At 70.0% G+C, this 19155-nt stretch carries 20 protein-coding genes; 7 read left to right on the forward strand and 13 right to left on the reverse strand.

All coding sequences use genetic code 11. From position 1 onward, the window contains the following. Nucleotides 1-110 precede the first annotated feature (110 nt). On the reverse strand, nt 111-788 hold the full coding sequence (locus tag ACQEUX_RS10530; protein WP_433044866.1) for a hypothetical protein: 678 nt from the start codon (nt 786-788) through the stop codon (nt 111-113). A gap of 267 nt (nt 789-1055) precedes the next feature. Next, nucleotides 1056-1472, reverse strand: a complete 417-nt coding sequence (locus ACQEUX_RS10535) for a Fur family transcriptional regulator (RefSeq protein ID WP_433044869.1) — start codon at nt 1470-1472, stop codon at nt 1056-1058. Nucleotides 1473-1603: 131 nt separating this feature from the next. Between ACQEUX_RS10535 and ACQEUX_RS10540 the strand changes: the two genes are divergently transcribed. Together ACQEUX_RS10540 and ACQEUX_RS10545 are read left to right on the forward strand one after the other, a co-directional pair. Next, nucleotides 1604-2704: a permease gene (locus ACQEUX_RS10540; RefSeq protein WP_433044872.1), complete on the forward strand. Its 1101-nt coding sequence runs from the start codon at nt 1604-1606 to the stop codon at nt 2702-2704. Further along, a complete protein-coding gene (locus ACQEUX_RS10545; RefSeq protein WP_433044875.1) occupies nt 2701-3453 on the forward strand; it encodes a TIGR03943 family putative permease subunit in 753 nt (250 codons plus the stop codon). Before ACQEUX_RS10540 ends, ACQEUX_RS10545 begins: the two co-directional genes overlap by 4 nt. A 177-nt stretch (nt 3454-3630) precedes the next feature. Here ACQEUX_RS10545 and katG read toward each other — a convergent pair whose 3' ends face one another. The 3 genes from katG to ACQEUX_RS10560 form a co-directional block, all read right to left on the reverse strand. Then, nucleotides 3631-5907 carry a catalase/peroxidase HPI gene (gene katG / locus ACQEUX_RS10550; RefSeq protein WP_433044878.1) on the reverse strand — a complete coding sequence of 759 codons (2277 nt, stop codon included), beginning with the start codon at nt 5905-5907 and terminating at the stop codon, nt 3631-3633. Further along, on the reverse strand, nt 5904-6359 hold the full coding sequence (locus tag ACQEUX_RS10555) for a Fur family transcriptional regulator (RefSeq protein ID WP_433044881.1): 456 nt from the start codon (nt 6357-6359) through the stop codon (nt 5904-5906). Before ACQEUX_RS10555 ends, katG begins: the two co-directional genes overlap by 4 nt. Nucleotides 6360-6486: 127 nt before the next feature. Continuing rightward, nucleotides 6487-7077, reverse strand: a complete 591-nt coding sequence (locus ACQEUX_RS10560; protein ID WP_433044884.1) for an NADAR family protein — start codon at nt 7075-7077, stop codon at nt 6487-6489. Between the two features lie 101 nt (nt 7078-7178). On the opposite strand from ACQEUX_RS10560, the gene ACQEUX_RS10565 reads away from it, so the two are divergent. From ACQEUX_RS10565 to ACQEUX_RS10580, 4 genes are all read left to right on the forward strand, one after another. Continuing rightward, on the forward strand, nt 7179-8198 hold the full coding sequence (locus ACQEUX_RS10565) for a DUF3800 domain-containing protein (protein WP_433044887.1): 1020 nt from the start codon (nt 7179-7181) through the stop codon (nt 8196-8198). A 162-nt stretch (nt 8199-8360) separates the two neighbouring features. Beyond that, the gene (locus ACQEUX_RS10570; protein ID WP_433044890.1) at nt 8361-8768 is read left to right on the forward strand and encodes a YciI family protein; all 408 of its coding nucleotides are present in this window, start codon (nt 8361-8363) and stop codon (nt 8766-8768) included. An 8-nt stretch (nt 8769-8776) separates the two neighbouring features. Continuing rightward, nucleotides 8777-9922, forward strand: a complete 1146-nt coding sequence (locus ACQEUX_RS10575; RefSeq protein ID WP_433049746.1) for an RNA polymerase sigma factor — start codon at nt 8777-8779, stop codon at nt 9920-9922. A 453-nt stretch (nt 9923-10375) separates the two neighbouring features. Then, nucleotides 10376-11404: a glycoside hydrolase family 11 protein gene (locus ACQEUX_RS10580; protein WP_433044893.1), complete on the forward strand. Its 1029-nt coding sequence runs from the start codon at nt 10376-10378 to the stop codon at nt 11402-11404. Nucleotides 11405-11569: 165 nt separating this feature from the next. Here ACQEUX_RS10580 and ACQEUX_RS10585 read toward each other — a convergent pair whose 3' ends face one another. Then, nucleotides 11570-12982, reverse strand: a complete 1413-nt coding sequence (locus tag ACQEUX_RS10585) for a protein kinase domain-containing protein (protein WP_433044896.1) — start codon at nt 12980-12982, stop codon at nt 11570-11572. 195 nt (nt 12983-13177) lie between these two features. Between ACQEUX_RS10585 and ACQEUX_RS10590 the strand changes: the two genes are divergently transcribed. Beyond that, entirely contained in the window at nt 13178-14065 is an 888-nt protein-coding gene (locus ACQEUX_RS10590; protein WP_433044899.1) for an NAD(P)-dependent oxidoreductase, read from the forward strand. Between the two features lie 131 nt (nt 14066-14196). Here ACQEUX_RS10590 and ACQEUX_RS10595 read toward each other — a convergent pair whose 3' ends face one another. The 7 genes from ACQEUX_RS10595 to ACQEUX_RS10625 form a co-directional block, all read right to left on the reverse strand. After that, nucleotides 14197-15090 carry an SGNH/GDSL hydrolase family protein gene (locus ACQEUX_RS10595; protein ID WP_433044902.1) on the reverse strand — a complete coding sequence of 298 codons (894 nt, stop codon included), beginning with the start codon at nt 15088-15090 and terminating at the stop codon, nt 14197-14199. A 139-nt stretch (nt 15091-15229) separates the two neighbouring features. Continuing rightward, entirely contained in the window at nt 15230-15799 is a 570-nt protein-coding gene (locus ACQEUX_RS10600; RefSeq protein ID WP_433044905.1) for a DUF6891 domain-containing protein, read from the reverse strand. A 64-nt stretch (nt 15800-15863) separates the two neighbouring features. Next, nucleotides 15864-16478 (reverse strand): dihydrofolate reductase family protein, encoded by a 615-nt coding sequence (locus ACQEUX_RS10605; protein ID WP_433044908.1) that lies wholly within the window; start codon nt 16476-16478, stop codon nt 15864-15866. Nucleotides 16479-16678: 200 nt separating this feature from the next. Then, nucleotides 16679-17098 carry an OsmC family protein gene (locus ACQEUX_RS10610; RefSeq protein WP_433044911.1) on the reverse strand — a complete coding sequence of 140 codons (420 nt, stop codon included), beginning with the start codon at nt 17096-17098 and terminating at the stop codon, nt 16679-16681. Nucleotides 17099-17204: 106 nt separating this feature from the next. Continuing rightward, complete coding sequence (locus ACQEUX_RS10615; RefSeq protein ID WP_433044914.1) at nt 17205-17639, reverse strand: multicopper oxidase domain-containing protein; 435 nt, start codon at nt 17637-17639, stop codon at nt 17205-17207. Between the two features lie 33 nt (nt 17640-17672). Continuing rightward, on the reverse strand, nt 17673-18125 hold the full coding sequence (locus ACQEUX_RS10620) for a DUF6220 domain-containing protein (RefSeq protein ID WP_433044917.1): 453 nt from the start codon (nt 18123-18125) through the stop codon (nt 17673-17675). Between the two features lie 9 nt (nt 18126-18134). Continuing rightward, nucleotides 18135-19124 (reverse strand): carboxymuconolactone decarboxylase family protein, encoded by a 990-nt coding sequence (locus ACQEUX_RS10625; RefSeq protein WP_433044920.1) that lies wholly within the window; start codon nt 19122-19124, stop codon nt 18135-18137. Nucleotides 19125-19155 lie beyond the last annotated feature (31 nt).

Raw genomic sequence — 19155 nt, forward strand, 5'->3', positions numbered from 1 at the left:
AGGCGACGGTACCTGATTCCGCGGGCCACACCCAGATCACACCGGGGCGCTGGGCTGGTGCGGCAGCACCACGGGCTGGTAAACCCCGACACTTGCGCAGCAAAAGGCCCTTAGCCGCCGGTACCCTCGGCCGCCCCGTCCGGGGTGAAGGCCGCTCCGTGGGGATCTGTGTCCAGGAACACGTGTTGGTGGCCGTGGCCGGCGTCGATGCTGATCTGGTCAAGCTGGGTCGCTGCGACCGACCAGATGGTGACGGCCTCGGCCGCCTGCCGCGCCGCCACGTCCAACAGCGCTGCCCGCTGCGCGGCCGGCACGGTGGCGGCCAGGGCATAGGCGTCGACGGCCAGGGCTGCCTGCTGGACGGCTCCCCGCAACCCGCCGCGCGCCACGTTGGTGGCGGTGGTCCCCGAGGGTGGATCGGCGAAGGGCTCGGCCGCCTGGCGCATGCTCTCCTGCCATCGGCGGGCCTGGCCCGGATCCGGCGCACGTTTGGCTGACGTGTCCGCCTCGATGGCGGTCAGGATGGGGCCGATCTGCTCAGCGACGCGGCGAGCCGTCTCGGTCAGCTCCACGATCTGTTGGGCGTCTCGCTTCGCCTCATCCTGTTTGATCGTCGCGATGGCCGCTTCGGTGGCGTCCGGACGCCCCGCCGCATAGCCGATCAACCCACCCACCAGCGCGGTGACCAGTGAGACCACGGCCGCGGCGGCCACGAAACGCGCCGTGCGGTGATGGCTCTTGTCGGTCTTGTCCAACAGGTAGGAGGGCCGGCCGGTACGACGCGCCATCGCATCTCCTCACATCGATGGTGTGCGGGGCCAAAGGGTAGCCGTCCTGCGGGACGCTCGTCGATAGTGCCGACCGGATCGCCAGGGCCGCTGCCTCTCTCCCGGGGCTCGTCGATGCCGCCCGGCTGCTGCGGGTGCGCGACGCGGGTCAGGCGGGGGCGTCACAGAACCTTCCCGCACGCCGCGCCGCCATCTGGGACCTGCCAGCGTCCGGCCAGCCGAGCCGCTACAGTGCTGGCAGTGGTAACGGTTTCCATTTAGTAAGCGTCAGTGCGCACACTCGCCGCAGGTGCCGAAGATCTCCAGGGTGTGACCGACATTGGTGAATCCGTGTTGCGCGGCGAGCTGGTCGGCCCACCGTTCCACGGCTGGCCCGGCCACCTCCACCGTGCGTCCGCAGTCACGGCAGACAAGGTGATGGTGATGCTTGCTCTGACTGCAGCGGCGGAAGAGTTGCTCGCCGCCCGGCAGCCGAGTCGAGTCGATCTCGCCGGTGTCCACCAGCAGTTGCAACGTCCGGTAGACGGTGGTCAGGCCGACCCCCGCCTTGCGCTCCAGCAGCATCTGGTGCAGTTGCTGCGCCGAGTGGAAGCCCTCCACCCCGCGCAACAGCGCCAGCACCTCCCCGCGCTGCCGGGTGTTTCGGGGCACCTTCGCCATCGCCTGGTTCACCGTGGCCGCCATCCTCCCGTGATCTCGGCCGCCGCCGACCTACTCGTCTCCGACGCCCCACCGCGGCCGGTCGGACCATTATGCGCGGCGATCCGTCACCGCCACCCGCCATGTCCAACGCGCAGAGCAGAGAAGGGGGCGGCGTGGCCGCATCCGAGCGCACCACCTCGTCCAGCACGAGCACACCGGCCGATCAACCGCCGACCCTCGACGACTCCGGCGATGCGAACGGCCCGCCTGCCGGCCTCGACGTCGGTCAGCTCCGAAGCGACCACGGGGCCCGCTCACTCCGCACCGGCCGAATCGGCTCGGTCGAAATCCTCGCCGCCCTGCTGGTGCTGCTCATCTTCGTGCGCGATCCCCTGGCGGGTCTGCTGTCCGCGCCGGTGCTGGCGACCTGGATGACGGTCTTCGTCTCGGTGCTGGTGCAGGCCGTGCCGTTCCTGGTCTTCGGGGTGCTGCTGTCCGCCGTGATCGCGGTCTTCGTACCCCGCTCGTTCTGGGCCAGAGCCCTGCCGAAGCACCCAGCCCTCGCCGTCGGAGTGGCCAGCGCCGCCGGCGTGGTCCTACCCGGCTGCGAGTGCGGTGCGGTACCGATCGCCGGCTCACTGATCCGCCGGGGTGTCACGCCCGCTGCCGCGCTGGCCTTCCTGCTCGCCGCGCCGGCGATCAACCCGATCGTGCTCACCGCCACGGCCGTCGCCTTTCCCAACAACCCCGAGATGGTCCTCGCCCGCGCGGTCGCAAGCCTGGTCGTCGCCATGGTGATGGGCTGGCTCTGGCTACGCCTGGGCCGCGCCGACTGGATCCGGCTCCCGCACCGACCCGACCTGGACGGGCTCCGGCGCGGCGAGGCGTTCTGGTCCGCCGTACGGCATGACGTGGTCCACGCCGGCGGGTTCCTCGTCATCGGCGCCATGGCCGCCGCCAGCATCAACGTCCTGGTCCCCGAACGCTGGTTGCAGACCCTCGCCGACCAGCCGGTGCTCTCCGTGCTCGCCCTGGCGGGGCTCGCGGTCCTGCTGTCCATCTGCTCGGAGGCGGACGCCTTCGTCGCCGCCTCACTGTCACAGTTCTCCCTCACGGCCCGACTGGCCTTCCTGGTGGTCGGTCCGATGGTGGATCTGAAACTCATCTCCATGCAGGCCGGCATCTTCGGCCGGGGTTTCGCCGCCCGATTCGCGCCGGCCACCTTCACAGTCGCCCTCGCGGTCGCCGCCAGCACCGGGTTGGTGCTGCTGTGAACCGTCTGGCCCAGGCCTGCGTCATGATCTTCTTTGCCGGTGCGGTTCTCCGCGCCAGCGTCACCGACCTCCACCTGCGCTACGTGAAGGAAGAGCTGCGACCGTTCCTCATCGCCGCCAGCCTGCTGTTGATCGCCGCCGCCGTGATGACCCTCTGGTACGAGCTGCGGCCCTACGCCGTGCGGCCCGGGGACCAGACCGACGCGGACGACCCGGTGGCCGAGAATCACGAACACGCCCACCACGAACCACGAGTCGCCTGGCTGTTGATCCTCCCCGCCCTCGGCCTGCTGCTGGTGGCCCCGCCCGCCCTCGGCTCGTACGCCGCCGGCCAGGCGGGTACCGCTCTCACCGCCCAGGAGAGCGACGACTACCCTCCGCTGCCCGCTGGTGATCCGGCGAGGACCAGCGTCTTCGACTACGCCGCCCGTGCGCTGTTCGACAAGGGCCGCTCGATCGGCAACCGCCGGGTCGAGCTCACCGGCTTCATCACCCCGGGGCCCGGCGGAGAGCCTCTCCTCGCCCGCATGATCATGTCCTGCTGCGCTGCCGACGGCCGACCGATCAAACTCGGCATGACCGGCAACCCGCCCACCGGCCTCGCCAGCGACACCTGGATACAGGTCACCGGCCGGTACACCGATCGGGTCACCCGCGACCCGGTCAATGACGAGGAGATCCCGTACATCGACGTCGAATCCTGGCGACCGGTGACCGCCCCGAAGAACCCCTACGACGAGATGGGTTAGCCCACTCGGCCAGCGGCTTCTGCAGCACCCGTTCGATCACGGCGAGCTGCGCCCGGCCGAGTTCGTCCCGGCAGGTCACCGGGCCACCTCCCGCGTCGGAGGGTGTGCGGCAGGCACAGGCCGACGAGCCCCGGTCAATCACAGGTGGATTGACCGGGGCTCGTCGGTTGGTGCCTGTCAGGCGAGGTCGAACCGGTCGAGCTCCATGACCTTGGTCCAGGCCGCGACGAAGTCCGCGACGAACTTGCCGCGGGCGTCCTGGCTGGCGTAGACCTCCGCGAGGGCCCGCAGCTGCGAGTTGGAGCCGAAGATGAGGTCGACCGCGGTGGCGGTCCACTTCAGCTCGTCGGTGGCCAGGTCGCGGATCTCGTACACGTGCTCGTCGGACTTCGACGCGCTCCACCGGGTGCCCGGGGAGAGCAGGTTGGCGAAGAAGTCGTTGGTGAGCACGCCCGGCTGGTCGGTGAGAACGCCGTGCTGCGTGCCGCCGACGTTGGCACCGAGGGAGCGCAGGCCGCCGAGGAGGACGGTCATCTCGGGCGCGGTCAGGCTGAGCATGTAGGCACGGTCGACGAGCAGCACCTCCGGCTGGGTCTTCTCACCGGGACGCAGGTAGTTGCGGAACGCGTCGGCGCGCGGCTCGAGGACCCGGAACGACTCGACGTCGGTCTGCTCCTGGCTGGCGTCGGTGCGGCCCGGGTGGAACGGCACGGTCACCTCGAGGCCGGCGTCGCGCGCCGCCTTCTCGACGGCGGCCGAGCCGGCCAGCACGATCAGGTCGGCGAGCGAGATCTTCGCGCCACCGGCCTCGTTGAACTCCCGCTGGATGCCCTCGAGGGTCGCCAGCACCGTCGCGAGCTGCTCGGGCTGGTTGACCTCCCAGTTGCGCTGCGGCTCGAGCCGGATCCGCGCGCCGTTGGCGCCACCGCGCTTGTCGGTGGACCGGAAGCTCGCGGCGGAGGCCCAGGCGGTGGACACCAGCTGGGCGGTCGTGAGGCCGGACTCCAGCACCTTCGCCTTGAGAGCGGTGATGTCGGCGTCACCCACGAGCTCGTGGTCGACAGCCGGCACCGGGTCCTGCCACAGCTGCGGCTCCGCCACCCACGGGCCGAGGAAGCGGTCGATCGGACCCATGTCGCGGTGCAGCAGCTTGTACCAGGCCTTGGCGAAAGCCAACGCGAACTGGTCCGGGTTCTCCAGGAAGCGGCGCGAGATCTTCTCGTACGCGGGGTCGACCCGCAGTGCCAGGTCGGTCGTGAGCATCGTGGGCTTGTACTTCTTGGACGCGTCGTACGGGTCCGGGATGATCTCCGGAGCGTCCTTGGCGACCCACTGCTTCGCACCGCCGGGGCTGGTGGTGAGCTCCCACTCGAAGCCGAAGAGGATCTCGAAGAAGCGGTTGCTCCACTGCGTGGGCACGTCGGTCCACGTCACCTCGAGACCGCTGGTGATCGTGTCCGGGCCATTGCCGCTGCCGTGGGTGTTCAGCCAGCCCAGGCCCTGCGCCTCGAGCGGGGCACCCTCGGGCTCCGGGCCCACGTGGGTGTCGGCGACGGCGGCGCCGTGGGTCTTGCCGAAGGTGTGGCCACCGGCGATGAGGGCGACCGTCTCCTCGTCGTTCATCGCCATCCGGCCGAAGGTCTCGCGGATGAAGTGTGCCGCCGCGGCCGGGTCCGCGTTGCCGCGGGGGCCCTCCGGGTTGACGTAGATGAGACCCATCTCGGTCGCCCCGACGCCGGCAACCATCTCCTTCTCGGAGGCGTAGCGCTCGTCGCCGAGCCAGGTGTCCTCCGGGCCCCAGAAGATCTCCTCGGGCTCCCAGACGTCCTCCCGTCCGAAGCCGAAGCCGAAGGTCTTGAAGCCCATCGACTCCAGGGCGACGTTGCCGGCCAGCACGAGCAGGTCGGCCCAGGAGATCTTCTGGCCGTACTTCTGCTTGACCGGCCACAGCAGCCGGCGGGCCTTGTCCAGGTTGGCGTTGTCCGGCCAGCTGTTCAGCGGGGCGAAACGCTGACCGCCGTCGCCGGCACCGCCGCGACCGTCGTGGATGCGGTAGGTGCCCGCGGCGTGCCAGCTCATCCGGATCATCAGGCCGCCGTAGTGGCCGAAGTCCGCCGGCCACCAGTCCTGCGAGGTGGTGAGGACGTTGGTGATGTCCTTCTTGAGGGCCTCGACGTCGAGCTTGGCGAACTCCTTGGCGTAGCTGAAGTTCTCCCCCAGCGGGTTGCCCTTGGACGAGTGGGCGTGCAACACCGACAGGTCGAGCTGGTTGGGCCACCAGTCCCGGTTGGTGCGCGGACGGCCTCCGGTCTTCGGGGTCGGCGAGTCGATCGCCGGGTTCTCGCTCTCGCTGCCGTGCGCGGTCACGGAGTCGTGCGCGACCGGGCAGCCGGCCGCCGCCTTCTTGTCCACGCCCTGCGCACTGGTGGGGCCATTGTCCTGGGTGTCGCTCATGTGCTTCCTTCCGAGCTTGCGGATCTCTGGGGAGTGCGTTCGGTCGCGCAGTCGGGACAGGTGCCCCAGTAGACGACCTCCGCCTCGTCGACCACGAAACCGTGGTCGTCCGAGGCGGTGAGACAGGGAGCCTCGCCGACAGCGCAGTCGACGTCGGCGATCGCACCGCAGGAGCGGCACACGATGTGGTGGTGGTTGTCCGCCACCCGCGCTTCGTACCGGGCGGTCGCACCCGCGGGCTGGATGCGCCGCACCAGACCGGCGTCGGTGAGCGCGCGCAGGACGTCGTACACCGCCTGGTGGGAGACCGCCGGGTGATCCGTCCGCACCAGCCGGATCACCGTGTCGGTATCGACGTGCGGGTGATCGCGCAGCGCGGCGAGGACCGCCAACCGGGGCCGGGTCACGCGCAACGAGACAGCCCGCAGCTGAGCCTCGAAGTCGGACGCCATGCGCCGAACATAGCCCACTCTTTTGGAATAGTTCAAGTTTGGCTCGGCCACAACCTCGCAGGAGTTACCGAACCGGTGAAACCACAGGATATCCGACACCGTACCCGATCAGTACGGTCACGAGCACCTAACGCCCATCGGCGATCTGCCCGACGGATGCCTGTCCACGCAGCACCGCGCGGGCCCGCATGAGTGCGAAGCCGAGCAGGTTCAACCCGAGCCACCGTGCGGGGTCGACGGCGTGCGGGTGGTCAGCGGCCAAGCCGATCCCCCACACCCGGTCCAGCGGGCTGGCCTCCACGAGCACCCGCTCAGCGGTGCCGACCAGGTACGTGCGCAGCTCCTGGTGCTGGTCGAACTTCGCCCCGGTGCCGGCCACCACGATGTCGTAGCGGTGCTGCTCCCACACCTGTTCGTCGAACCGCGCGACCTGCCGGCCGAGCATCTTCGCCGCATGCGGGTGCGCCACCGTCAGAATCTTCGCTGCTGTCGCCTCGTCGCCGAACAAGGTGGCTTTGCGCCACATCATGTAATGCTCGGCGGTGGCGAACTCCCGTCCGTCGACACTGAACGGCGCCGGCCACCACTGGCTCATGCAACCAGGCCCGATGCTGCCGTCGTGCTGCGGCTGGTGGCCCCAGAAGAACAGGAACTTCACCCGGGAACCCGCGTGCACCACGTCGGTCAGTTCGGCGACGCTGCGAATCGAGGTGACCATTCCGGCAGTCTGCCGCACCGCCGCGGGCCCTGCCGTACACAATCGGGTTGTCCCTGCCCGGGTGTACGGGCGACCATGGTCGGCATGGTGGGGGCCCGGGTGTGAGATCGCCGCTTCAGGGCGGGCTACCGCCGAGGGACGCGGTGGTTGGCGCCGTCGTGGAGATCGCCTGCGACGAGTCCGGATTCTCCGGCACCAACCTGCTGCACTCGACCGCCCCGCTGATCACGCACGCGAGTGTCGACCTGGCCGTGGACGAGGCCGTCGCGCTCATCACCGAACTGCGGTCCGGGTTCCGGTTCTCACCGCACGAGCTCAAGTCCGGGCAGTTCCTGCGCCGCTCGGGTGCGGATGAAGCGCTGGCGTGGTTCCTGGCGGCGCTGAAGAGCCGCGCGCACGTCCACCTGATCGACAAGGAGTTCTTTCTCGTCACCCGGATCGTTGAGTTCCTGCTGACCGAGCCGTCGTACGCCGCTGGCACCCGCCTGGCTCGCGAGCACCAACCGGCCGCCCTCGCCCTCTACGGCGCCCGAGGTTCGGCCGGAAACGACTGGGAGGTCTTCCTGGCGGCCTTCGTCGATCTGGTCCGGATGAAGCGCCGGCTTCCCGCGCACCGGACGATCGAGCGGTTCTTCCAGGCCCGGGACGCGCTGCTGCGACACACGCTCGGCCCGGCAGCCGATGGCGTCCTCAACGGGCTCGACCCGAGCCGCGTACGGGCCGTGGTGACCAGGCTCGACAACGACGACCGGTCGGTCCCTCCACCGCTGGAACCGCTGCTGCCGGCGCTCGCGGAGACGGTCCTGTACTGGAGCGGCGGCCGGCGGCAGGTGCTGGTGACCCACGATGAACAGAGTGCCCTCACGGCCGACCGGTTGACCCGCCTCCAGCGGGTGCTGGCCGGCGGCGGCGCCTCGACGGCGGGCGACGACAGTGCTCCGGCACTGCCGGACGGAGTGTCACCCCTGGCCGGCCTGGTGATGGTCGACTCCCGCGATGATCCGCGGGTCCAGGTCGCGGACCTCCTCGCGGGGGTGGCCCGGCGGTTGCCGGCGATCATCGACGACGCGCTACGTCAGCCGCTGCCGCCCTCGGTTCTCCTACGAGGTCCAGAGGAGTGACGCTCGGCCCCGACAGTGCCGGCACCTGATCGTCGGCCGTCCCGGCCCGTCGGTGACTTCGCGCGAAAATATTCCGGCGGCCATGTCGAGAACGGGTGGCCGGCTCCGTCCCCGGGGTGAACGCGACCAAGATGGGTCGCACCAGCATCGAGGAGAAACACGATGGCCAAGTACCTGCTGCTCAAGCACTACCGTGGCGCTCCGGCCGGGGTCAACGACGTGCCCATGGACCAGTGGACGCCGGAGGAGATCTCTGCGCACATGCAGTACATGCGCGACTTCGCGACCAGGCTGGAGGGGACCGGTGAGTTCGTCGACGGTCAGGCGCTCGCCCCCGAGGGGACGTTCGTCCGGTACGACGGCGAGGGCCGGCCGCCGGTCACCGACGGCCCGTTCGCCGAGACGAAGGACCTCATCGCCGGCTGGATGGTGATCGACGTCGACAGCTACGAGCGCGCCGTCGAGCTGGCCGGTGAACTGTCGGCCGCGCCCGGGGCGGGCGGGAAGCCGATTCACGAGTGGCTCGAGCTGCGCCCGTTCCTGACCGAACCGCCCACCATCACGGAGTGACGTCTCCGATGAACGAGGCCCTGCTCCGGAGCCTCACGCCGAGCGTGCTCGGGATCCTCGTCCGCCGCGGAGTCGACTTCGCGGCGGCCGAGGACGCCGTGCAGGACGCGCTGGTCGAGGCGATCCGCGTCTGGCCGGCCGACCCTCCACGGGACCCGAAGGGCTGGCTGATCACCGTCGCGTGGCGGCGGTTCCTCGACACGGCGCGAGCGGACGCGGCCCGTCGCCGGCGTGAGGACCTTGTCGACGAGGAGCCGTCGTCCGGGCCCACGCCCGCGACGGACGACACGCTCCAGCTCTACTTCCTGTGCGCCCACCCGTCGCTGACCCCGTCGTCGGCGGTCGCGCTCACGCTGCGCGCCGTCGGTGGTCTGACCACCCGCCAGATCGCCCAGGCCTACCTGGTGCCCGAGGCGACCATGGCGCAGCGCATCAGCCGGGCGAAACGCACCGTCTCCGGAGTGCGGTTCGACCAGCCCGGCGACGTGGCCACCGTGCTGCGCGTCCTCTACCTGGTTTTCAACGAGGGCTACTCGGGCGACGTCGACCTCGCCGCCGAAGCCATCCGGCTCACCCGGCAGCTCGCGGCCTCGATCGACCATCCCGAGGTGGCGGGGCTGCTCGCCCTCATGCTGCTCCACCACGCCCGGCGCGCCGCCCGGACCGCACCCGACGGCAGCCTGGTGCCGCTCGCCGCGCAGGACCGCCGCCGATGGGACACCACGTCGATCGCCGAGGGAGTCGACATCCTCCAGGCGGCCCTCGCCCGCGACCGGCTGGGCGAGTTCCAGGCCCAGGCCGCCATCGCGGCCCTCCACGCTGACGCGCCCACCGCCGAGGAGACCGACTGGGTGCAGATCGTCGAGTGGTACGACGAGCTCGTGCGTCTGACCGACAGTCCGATCGTCCGGCTCAACCGCGCGGTGGCGGTCGGCGAGGCCGACGGCCCGCGCGCGGGTCTGGCGGCACTCGCGGCGCTGGACGACTCACTACCCCGCCACACGGCGGTGGCGGCATACCTTCACGAGCGCGACGGCAACCTGACGAGGGCGGCACGGCTGTACGTCGAGGCGGCCCGGCAGGCCCCGAACCTCGCCGAGCGCGACCATCTCACCCGACAGGCCGCCCGGCTCAATGCCCGTCGGTGTCGTTGACGGGGCGGGTCACGGGGAGGCTGCCTGCTCGCTGTCCAGCGGGGTGTTCGAGGTCCGGAAAGTCTCCGGAAATTTTGGTGGCTTCATGTGGATCGTGATCCCTCCAACCGGGCCGTCGATGCACGCCATCCACCAACTTGGTCAACTACTGACCAGGATGAACACCTCCTCGGGAGAGGTCAGCCGCCAACCGCGAGGTTGCCCCGGTGTTTCCGGAAATTGTTGACAAGCTGACGGCTGGGTCAATACGGTCGCCATCGACGGCACTCAATTGCCGTCATTGCCATCCACCGCGACCCACTCCTCCGGTCGTCGTGCAGGACGACCGGCCAACCAACCACCACCACGTGGTACGACGCCGATGTCCGGTGGCCGTCACCCGCCACCGACAGCCTGCCGGGTCGTACCGCCCTGCTGGCCTCCCGCCAGCCGTCCCGAGGAGGAAGCACGTACATGATCGACACCGACCAAACCCCCACCAGACCGAGGAGGCGCGGCCGCCTGCGGCTGTTCCTCGGCGCCACCTGCGCCGTTGTCCTGGCCGTCGCGGGGACGATGACGGCCACCAACGCGTACGCCGAGGCCGATCGGACGGTCAGCTCGAACACCACCGGCACGCACAACGGGTACTACTTCTCGTTCTGGAAGGACAGCGGCAACGCCAGCATGACGCTGCGCGCCGACGGCCGATACACCAGCAGTTGGGACAGGAGCACCAACAACTGGGTCGGCGGCAAGGGTTGGGCCACCGGCAACCGACGGACGGTCACCTACTCGGGCAGCTACAACCCGGGCAACAACAACACCTACCTCGCCCTGTACGGATGGACGCGCAACCCGCTCATCGAGTACTACGTGGTGGAGAACTTCGGCAGCTACAACCCGAGCAGCGGCGCTACCCGGATGGGCACGGTCACCACTGACGGCGGCACCTACGACATCCTCCGCAGCCAGCGGGTCAACGCCCCGTCGATCGACGGCACCCAGACGTTCTACCAGTACTGGAGCGTCCGCCAGCAGAAGCGGTCGAGTGGCACCATCACCACCGCCAACCACTTCGACGCCTGGGCCCGCGCCGGCTTGAACCTCGGCACCAACCACAGTTACCAGATCATGGCCACCGAGGGCTACCAGAGCAGCGGAAGCTCCGACATCACCGTCCGGGAAGGCGGTGGCAGCAACCCGACCTCCGGGCCCACCACCGGCAACCCAGGGACCGGCAACTGCACCGCGACGCTCTCCGCCGGCCAGCAGTGGGGTGACCGGTTCAACCTCAACGTCGCGGTCAGCGGCACCAACAACTGGGTCGTCAGCCTCGGCCTCGGCGGCGGCCAGAGCATTCAGAACAGCTGGAACGCCTCCGTCAGCGGCACCAGCGGCACCGTCACCGCGACACCGAACGGCAACGGCAACAACTTCGGCGTAACGATCATGGCCAACGGCAACTGGACCTGGCCGACGGTCACCTGCCGTACCGGCTGACCCCGCAACTCCTGACACCGCACCTGTGGCGTGGCGACCTCGGTCGCCACGCCACAGTGGTTGCTGCCAGTAGCTCCGCTGCCGACCGCGATGTTCCTGACGGCCCCGGTCCGGATTGGCGCAGCACCAGACCCGGGCGGCGACCGTGGCCTCCCCCGTCGTCGGTTAGATCCCCGGCATCGCGGTCTCTTCGGCGGCCGATCCCTCCGCCTCTGGCTCCTCGATGGGGTTCGCCGTAGGTTCCTCTGTCGGCTCCCCTGTCGGTTCCGCCGTCGATCCACCCGTCGGTGCTGCCGTCGGTTCCGAGCTGGCATTGTCGGAGGCGGTCGGCCCGGGTGCACCCGTACTGCTTCCACCAGACGGCGTGGATCCGTCGGCCGTCCCCTCACCTGCTGAACGGGTGGTCGTCGGGGTCGGGGATCCGGACGCTCGAACCGGCAGACCCGCAGAACTGCGGGTGTCCGGGTCGCCGCCACCCACGCCAGGGCCCGGTCTGCCCTGCGGCGACACCGATGGCGACACCGCGGGCGGCGTCGATGGTCGCCCGGTCGGGCCCGGCATCATCCCGGTGGGATCAGCGAGCACCAGGACGGCAGCCGCGGCGACCAACGATCCGAGAAGCACCGCGAGGGCTTTCGGTCCGGGACTGGCCGCCCGACCCACCGCGGCGCCGAGGGCGGACCGCCGGGCGGCCTGGTGCCCGGGTCGGGACGCGATCACGGTCACCCCGGTAGCGGCCCTCAGCTCGGCCGAGTCCGCGAGGGCCTGCGCCGCGGTGGCCATGGCCGCCGCCGTGGGAAACCGATGGGTCGGCTCCTTGGCCATCGCGGTGGCCACCAGCTGCCGTACCGCTGCCGGGACGTCTTCGGGCAGCGGTGGCGGTTCCTCTTCGAGGTGCCGCAGTGCCACCGCGACGGCGTTCTCGCCCTGGTACGGGGGGCCACCGGCGAGGCAGTGGTACACGACGGCACCCAGCGCGTAGATGTCGATCGCCGGTGTGATTTCGTTCTTGGAGACCTGCTCGGGCGCCATGTACAGGGCGGTGCCGACGACCTGGTTCGTTCCGGTCAAGCTCGCCGCTTCCTGGGTCACGGCAACACCGAAATCAACGAGTACGACGTGCCCGTCGGGCTCGATGATCAGATTGTTGGGTTTGACGTCGCGGTGCACGACGCCAGCGTCATGCGCGGCCTGCAGGGCGCGGGCGGTCTGCGCGGCGACGGACATCGCCTCGGCCACGTCCAGCCGGCCGACCTCGGCGATCCGCTCCGACAAGGACTGCCCCCGCACACACTCCATCACGATGTAGGCGAGGGGCCCCGTTCCGGGCCGGGACACTTCGCCGTAGTCGTAGACCTGGGCGACGCCCGGGTGCCGCAGGGCGGCCATCGCACGCGCCTCGCGGCGGAACCGCTCGCCGAAGCCGGCGTCGGTGACCAGGCGAGGGTGCAGCATCTTGACAGCCACGCCGCGGTCCAGGGTTTCGTCTACCGCCCGCCAGACTTCGCCCATACCGCCGCTGGCGATGCTCTCGACCAGGCGGTAACGATCTCCGACGCGTTCCCCCACACTCGGCATGATGCTTTCGGTACCCCACACTCGCCGATCTCAAGCACCGTGGTGTGCGGCAGCAGCCCCGGTGAGCCGCCCAGGGCACTCGCCGTTCGCCGATCCTGCCACGCGGCGCACGCGCGGTGGCGGCTTCGGCCGGATCGGTCCATCGGTGCGCGGCCCCGGCCTACGCTGCCCGCGGGTACGAGGAGCGGGGACGCGATGACACAGGTTCAGCAGGTGGCGGTGCTCGGGCTCGGCGGCATGGGCACACCGATGGCGACGAACATTCTCCGGGCGGGACTGCCGACGGTCGTCTGGAACCGCAGCCCGGAGCCCGCCCGCCGCCTCGGCGAGCAGGGTGCGGAGGTAGCCGGGAGCCCGGCCGACGCGGTGCGCCGAGCTGACGTGGTGATCACCATGGTGACCGACGCGGACGCGGTCCGGTCCATCGCCACGGACCAGGGCATGCTGGCCGCGATGGCGCAGGGCGCGGCGTGGGCCCAGATGAGCACCATCGGCGTCACCGAAACCGAACGCCTGGCCCGGCTGGTCGCCTCGGAACGTCCCGACGTGGTCATGGTGGACGCACCGGTTGCGGGCAGCCGTGGCCCGGCCGAGCGGGGTCAGCTCATCGTCCTCGCCTCCGGCCCGGAGCAGGTCAGGGATCGGATCGCACCGGTCTTCGACGCGGTCGGCCAACGTACCGTCTGGGTCGGGCCGACCGGTACCGGCTCCCGGCTGAAGCTGGTCAACAACCTGCTGCTCGCCTTCGTCGCCGAAGGACTCGCCGACGCGCTCGCACTTGGCGAGACGCTCGGTCTGGATCGCGCGGCAACGCTGGCAGCCCTGCACGGCAGCCCGCTCATCTCGCCCTGGGCCACGGAGAAGCTGGAGCGGATCGGCCGCGACGACTACACGGCGCAGTATTCGCTGGCGCTGGCACTCAAAGACGTCAACCTGGCACTGCGCGAGGTGGAGGCCGGTCGACTCCCCGCCGCCGAGAGTCTGGCCGCGGAGTGGCAGTGGGTGGTGGACCAGGGGCTCGGCTCCGAGGATCTGACCGTGGTCACCAAGGCCCTGTCCCGGCTGGGCGAGCCGCCGCGCTAGGTCCGGGCCCCCGTCCGCCCGTTATGTCACGCCGTCCGGTTACCGGATCACCAGGCGAGCCGCCCGGGCACCCGGGTTGAGCCGGTCCCACCGCATGGCGGCGGGCCGACTCAACCGATCGCGGGCGGCGGTCAGCTGTTCAGCCGGGCGAGCAGGGCGGTGGCCATGCCCTGCTCACCTCGCGCGTTCGGATGGAAGGGCGCGGCCGAGTTCTGTGGCACCAGTCCCTCGACCCACCGGGTGCCGCTGCTCTTGCACGCGTCACGGCCGATCGACGGGGTGTAGACGTCCGCGTAGGTGGCGCCGTTGGCGGTCGCGGCGTTGGCCAGCATCGCGTTGAGCGACTTCTCGACGCCACGCAGGTACGGCACGTCCTGGTAGGCGATCGGCACGACCGGCCAGCAGCCGTACCCGGTGTCCGGCAGGATCGCCGGGTACCCGAGCACCACGACCCGCGCGCCCGGTGCGGCCTGGCGGACCGCCTGCAGCACGGTGGTCACCTTCGGCGCCGCGGCGGCGATCCGGGCCTGCAACTGGTCAATGCCTCCGGCGGTGTACCGGTTCTTGCACGGCGAGCCGAGCGGGCTGCTGAGGCTCGCCTCCGCACAGTCGCTGATGATGCCGGAGAAGCCGATGTCGTTGCCGCCGATCTGCACCGTCACCAGTGCCGTGTTCGACGTTACCGCGCTGAGCTGCGGTGGCACCGAGATGCCCAACTGACCGCTGCCGCCGTAGAGGATGTCGTCCGTGGTGGCGCCGGAGCAGCTCACGTCGGCGAACGACGACGAGCCGGCGGAAGCCGCCACCAGTGAGGGGAAGTTGCGGTTGGACCGTAGACAGTTCAGGTCCACCTGGGTGGGGATCAGCGGGCCAGCGGTGTACGAGTCGCCCAGCGAGACGTAGCGGCCGGCGGGCACAGCGGCGCTGGCGGGTGTGGCGACGGTGAGCAGCACGCCGGCGGTGGCCGCGGCGAGCGCGGCCATCCGGGCGGCTGCCCGCAGGAGCGGCAGGCGGGGACGGGTCATGGCGCCTCCCAGAGGGATCACGGTGTGGTGGTGGTGCCGAGATCCTGTCGCCGCCGACGCCAGACGTCAATATCGATGGGCCTCACTAAATGCTGGTCCGAGGTGTGGGATGACTCGGGTGCTGGCGGAGGGAACCTCCTCAGAACAGCGGCGCGTACCACTTGGCTCCGGTGATGCGGATCCGCCTGGACTGCTTGCGGTTCCACTCCACCCGCATGCCGTGCCTGCGGAGCACCGGGAACGCGATGTCGTCCAGTAGGCGCTCCAGGTCAGCCTGGTAGCGGGCCTGCCGTTCGGCCTCCGACAAGCCACCGTAGGCGACCTCGTCGAAGTCGACCGGAGGGTAGGCACCGTAGCCGAGGTAGACCTCCCCGTCCTCGCTCGCGAGCAGCGACTCGGTGTCCTGCTGGTGGTACCAGAGGTATCCGTGCCAGTGCCGGGAGTCGTCCCGCTCGTCGTGAATCTCGGCAGCCGCGCAGGTGCCGCAGCAGCCGAAGTTCTCCCTGGCCAACACGCCCAGCTCGTTGAGGTCGACGAAGGCTCGGGTGAGGTTGCCGCGCACCTCGCCCCACGCACGCTGCTGCTCCCGTCGAGCAGCCAACGCAGTCTCGTATGCCGCCCTCGGGGTGGACCTCCGAGTACGACCGGCACGGCAGACGCGCCTGTTCAGTGGCCTGTGGCGTCTGCGCCTACCGCGCCGCGCCGCCACCCTGACGACCGTGAGCTCAGGACTCTGGCCGCTGGGCGTCGGCGCGGCGAACCTCCTCAGGCGACTAGTTCCCTCCCGGTACCTGCTCCTTGACCTCGTCGTACCCGACCTTCCCGGGCGCCGCGCCCGGCGCGTAGATCGCGCGGATCACGCCCGTAGGGAACGCCTCCGTCGCCACCAGTCGCAGGTGGTACGCCGTGTCGCCCTCGTCGAACAGCTTGCGGCCCTTACGCGCGGCTACCGGATGCACCAACAGGCGCAACTCGTCGACCAACCCCGCGGCGAGCAGTTGCTGCACCACCGAGATCGACCCGGGGATGAGGATGCCCTTGACGCCGGCGTCGGCCTTGAGCGAGGTGACGGCACCGAGGAGATCACCGCTCATCAGCTCGGAGTTGCGCCAGGAGAACTCCAGCGGCTGACGCGAGACGACGACCTTGCGCATGTCCCCGAGTTGCTTGGCGAAGGGCGCGTCCTCCCCACCCGCGGCCTCACGGTCGGGCCAGGCTCCGGCGAAACTGTCGTAGGTCTCGCGGCCGATGAGCAGCACGTCGGCGGCGTCATAGTCCTCGGTGACGGCGCGACCCATGTTCTCGTCGAAGTACGGGAAGTGCCAGTCGGGGTCGATCTCGGCCACACCGTCGGCCGAGATGAACAGCGTGGAGATGACCTTTGCCATCGCGGGTGATCCCTTCGAGTCAGGTCCCTGTCGGTAGGCGGACCGGCGCATCATCCCAAACTCATCGGCGAGACACCGGTCCGTCCGATGACGAGTTCGGCGTTTCGCGCTCCCCTCGGTCACGCCTCGGCATCAGGTGCCCAGGGTCTGCCCCGACGTCCGGCTCCTGACCGGCGCCCTTCCGGACACCCGACGCCACGTCAGTCGCCGATGGATCCGGCTGCCTCGACGATCGATACAGGCGTGCCACGTTCGACGGTACGAGAGACGGTGCACAGTCGATCGTGCGACTGCTGCAGCGACCGGGGCAGCGCCTCGCGCGCCCGGTCGCCGTCCGCACCCGCCGGGAACGTCACGGTGAACTCGACCTTGAGGTTCTGCATCCGGTTTCCTCCGGCCTCGTCCCGGATCTTGTCGCCGGTCACGTCGACGGAGAAGCGGGTCGGCTCGGCGCGGCGACTGGTGATGTGGTCCACGTCGACCGCTGTACAGGCACCGATGGCAGCCAGAAGCAGTTCCACCGGCGTGAAGCTGGCGTCCTCGCCCGTTCCCACCGACATCGACCCGCCGCGAACATTCCGCGCGACGTAATTCCCCACGCTGGTGCGCTCGATCTCCACCGACCGGAAAGTGTCCTCACTCATGACAGAAAACTACCCAGGTCCGCCGGCCTGCGATCCATCGGCCCAGCCCTTTGACGTCGCGCTTGCGGGACGTTGGTCGGGATCATGCGTACATCAGGTGCATCATCATCCCGGCGTCGGCGTGCCCCAGATTGTGGCAATGGTTGGCCCACGTTCCCGGGTTGTCGGCACGGAACGCCACCTCCCACACCTCGCCGGGGCGTACATCGAAAGAGTCCAACCACAGCGGACTCCCGACCGCCGGCTTTCCGTCTCGGGCCAGCACCAGGACGTGATGGCCGTGCAGATGCCACGGGTGCACGATCTGGGACCGGTTGACGATCGTGAACCTGACAACCTCGCCGAGGCGTACGACCTGGGGCGGGATGTCCGGATCCGCCGCGCCGTTGACGGTGTGGGCATAGCGCGGAAGCAGTCCGTGCAGGTCGAGGCCACGGTCGAGAACGAGGGTGAACGCCCGATCGAACCGGGACCACGGCACCGGAGCACCACTGCCGTAGGTGAGCGGATCCAGCACCGGCCAGGTCGGCCGCGAGCAGTGAGCCCGTCGTCATACCGGCTCCCCTTCGCGGACGGTCACACCGATAGCGTCGGCCGGCGCCGGGGTGGCCAGCTCTCGCGCCGCCCGGAGGATGCCGACGACGACGTGCACCGCGATGATTCCGTTGACCGCGTGCAGCCCGGCGATGGTCAGGCCGAACGGGCTGCTGACGCCCGCGGCGTCGGTGGACCCGTTGGCGAGCACGGCGGTGAGCGCCTGCACCACGACGAGGCCGAACGGCAGGATCGTCAGCCCGATGAGCCGGCCCGGCGCCCTCGCCAGCGCGGCGAACAGAATGGTGAGCAGGGTGAGGACCGGGATGATCACCGTCCCGTTGACGCTGTGCAGGGCGTAGGAACCGTCGCCCGCAGGCTTCGTGAACGCGCCCACGGCGGCGAGGACGAACTGCAGGGCGAACGCGACGAGCAACAGAACGCTGACGATGACGAACAACTTGCGCATGGTGACCTCCTAGAGGTGAGCCGACGTCAGCGCCCGGGCGACGTGATCGGTGGCCGTCATCGCCCCGTACGCGACCAGCCGTACGAGGTCGGCGTCGGCCGGATGGGACATCCGCCAGAGGGCGACGTCGCCCACGCTGATCGCGCTGGGCGCGAACGCCGCCAGCAACGCGATCCGCGTCCCGACGCGATCCGTGCCCGGCACATCCCGGACCAGGTCGACGGCCCAGTCCCCGGGCCGAGCCGGAAACCGCCCGTCCTCCCAGCGCACGGTGGCCGTGATGGTCTGGCGCGCCACGTCGCCCAGGAGATCACCGCCCTGCTCGGCCGCGTTCTTCAACGACGCGTAGGCGACGCCGACCGGGCTGCCCTCCGCCCAGGCCGGCGGCACCGTCGCGCCGGCGTCGAGGAGCGGCAGGCTGCGGCCGGGCTCCCTCGGCTCCCGGGCCGCCTTGGCGTAAAGCCAACCTCCGACCGACCGCACCAACGGGGAACGTTGCAGGCCGCCGGGGAGCAGATCGGAGTCGAGCAGCGCCGAGGCGATCCGGTTGACGAAGTGGAAGGCGAGCAGGGTTCCGGTGACCTCCGGACGGTACGGGCTCGTCCAGTCGGCGGCTCGGGGGCTGCGGCTCGCCTCCGCCCAGCCGACGAGCTCGGCGTGCCTCGGCTCGGGTGGCGTGCCGCCACGGGCGATGACCTCGGCCAACGTCGATTCGCCGAGCGCGTGCAGCACCAGCACGTGGACGTTGACGCAGAACTGGCAGCGATTGACCCGGGACACCGCCGACGCGACGAGCTCCCGGTCGACCCGGGACGTGTCCCCGGCGAGCAGTGCCTCGCGCATCAGCGCCCAGGTCGCGGCCAGCACCTCCGGCACCGCCGAGAGCGCCTGGAAAGTCGGCAACGGCCAGAGGAACTCATCGCGCACCTGTTGGTAGACCCGCGCGGTGAGACCGGTCGCGTCCCTCGCCGGGGTCGGGGTGAAGAAGCGGTATGTCATGGACTCGATGCTTGCCTCGACGGGCTGGGAA

The organism is Micromonospora sp. CA-259024, from assembly GCF_050936255.1.
GTDB lineage: Bacteria > Actinomycetota > Actinomycetes > Mycobacteriales > Micromonosporaceae > Micromonospora.

What these genes read in the sequence shown, in the direction of transcription:
- ACQEUX_RS10580 (WP_433044893.1), top strand. Translation starts at nt 10,376, where the DNA reads ATGATCGACACCGACCAAACCCCCACCAGACCGAGGAGGCGCGGCCGC.
- ACQEUX_RS10560 (WP_433044884.1), bottom strand. Translation starts at nt 7,077, where the DNA reads ATGGTCACCTCGATTCGCAGCGTCGCCGAACTGACCGACGTGGTGCAC.
- ACQEUX_RS10535 (WP_433044869.1), bottom strand. Translation starts at nt 1,472, where the DNA reads ATGGCGGCCACGGTGAACCAGGCGATGGCGAAGGTGCCCCGAAACACC.
- katG (WP_433044878.1), bottom strand. Translation starts at nt 5,907, where the DNA reads ATGAGCGACACCCAGGACAATGGCCCCACCAGTGCGCAGGGCGTGGAC.
- ACQEUX_RS10625 (WP_433044920.1), bottom strand. Translation starts at nt 19,124, where the DNA reads ATGACATACCGCTTCTTCACCCCGACCCCGGCGAGGGACGCGACCGGT.
- ACQEUX_RS10570 (WP_433044890.1), top strand. Translation starts at nt 8,361, where the DNA reads ATGGCCAAGTACCTGCTGCTCAAGCACTACCGTGGCGCTCCGGCCGGG.
- ACQEUX_RS10620 (WP_433044917.1), bottom strand. Translation starts at nt 18,125, where the DNA reads ATGCGCAAGTTGTTCGTCATCGTCAGCGTTCTGTTGCTCGTCGCGTTC.
- ACQEUX_RS10575 (WP_433049746.1), top strand. Translation starts at nt 8,777, where the DNA reads ATGAACGAGGCCCTGCTCCGGAGCCTCACGCCGAGCGTGCTCGGGATC.
- ACQEUX_RS10585 (WP_433044896.1), bottom strand. Translation starts at nt 12,982, where the DNA reads ATGCCGAGTGTGGGGGAACGCGTCGGAGATCGTTACCGCCTGGTCGAG.
- ACQEUX_RS10590 (WP_433044899.1), top strand. Translation starts at nt 13,178, where the DNA reads ATGACACAGGTTCAGCAGGTGGCGGTGCTCGGGCTCGGCGGCATGGGC.
- ACQEUX_RS10595 (WP_433044902.1), bottom strand. Translation starts at nt 15,090, where the DNA reads ATGACCCGTCCCCGCCTGCCGCTCCTGCGGGCAGCCGCCCGGATGGCC.
- ACQEUX_RS10605 (WP_433044908.1), bottom strand. Translation starts at nt 16,478, where the DNA reads ATGGCAAAGGTCATCTCCACGCTGTTCATCTCGGCCGACGGTGTGGCC.
- ACQEUX_RS10530 (WP_433044866.1), bottom strand. Translation starts at nt 788, where the DNA reads ATGGCGCGTCGTACCGGCCGGCCCTCCTACCTGTTGGACAAGACCGAC.
- ACQEUX_RS10555 (WP_433044881.1), bottom strand. Translation starts at nt 6,359, where the DNA reads ATGGCGTCCGACTTCGAGGCTCAGCTGCGGGCTGTCTCGTTGCGCGTG.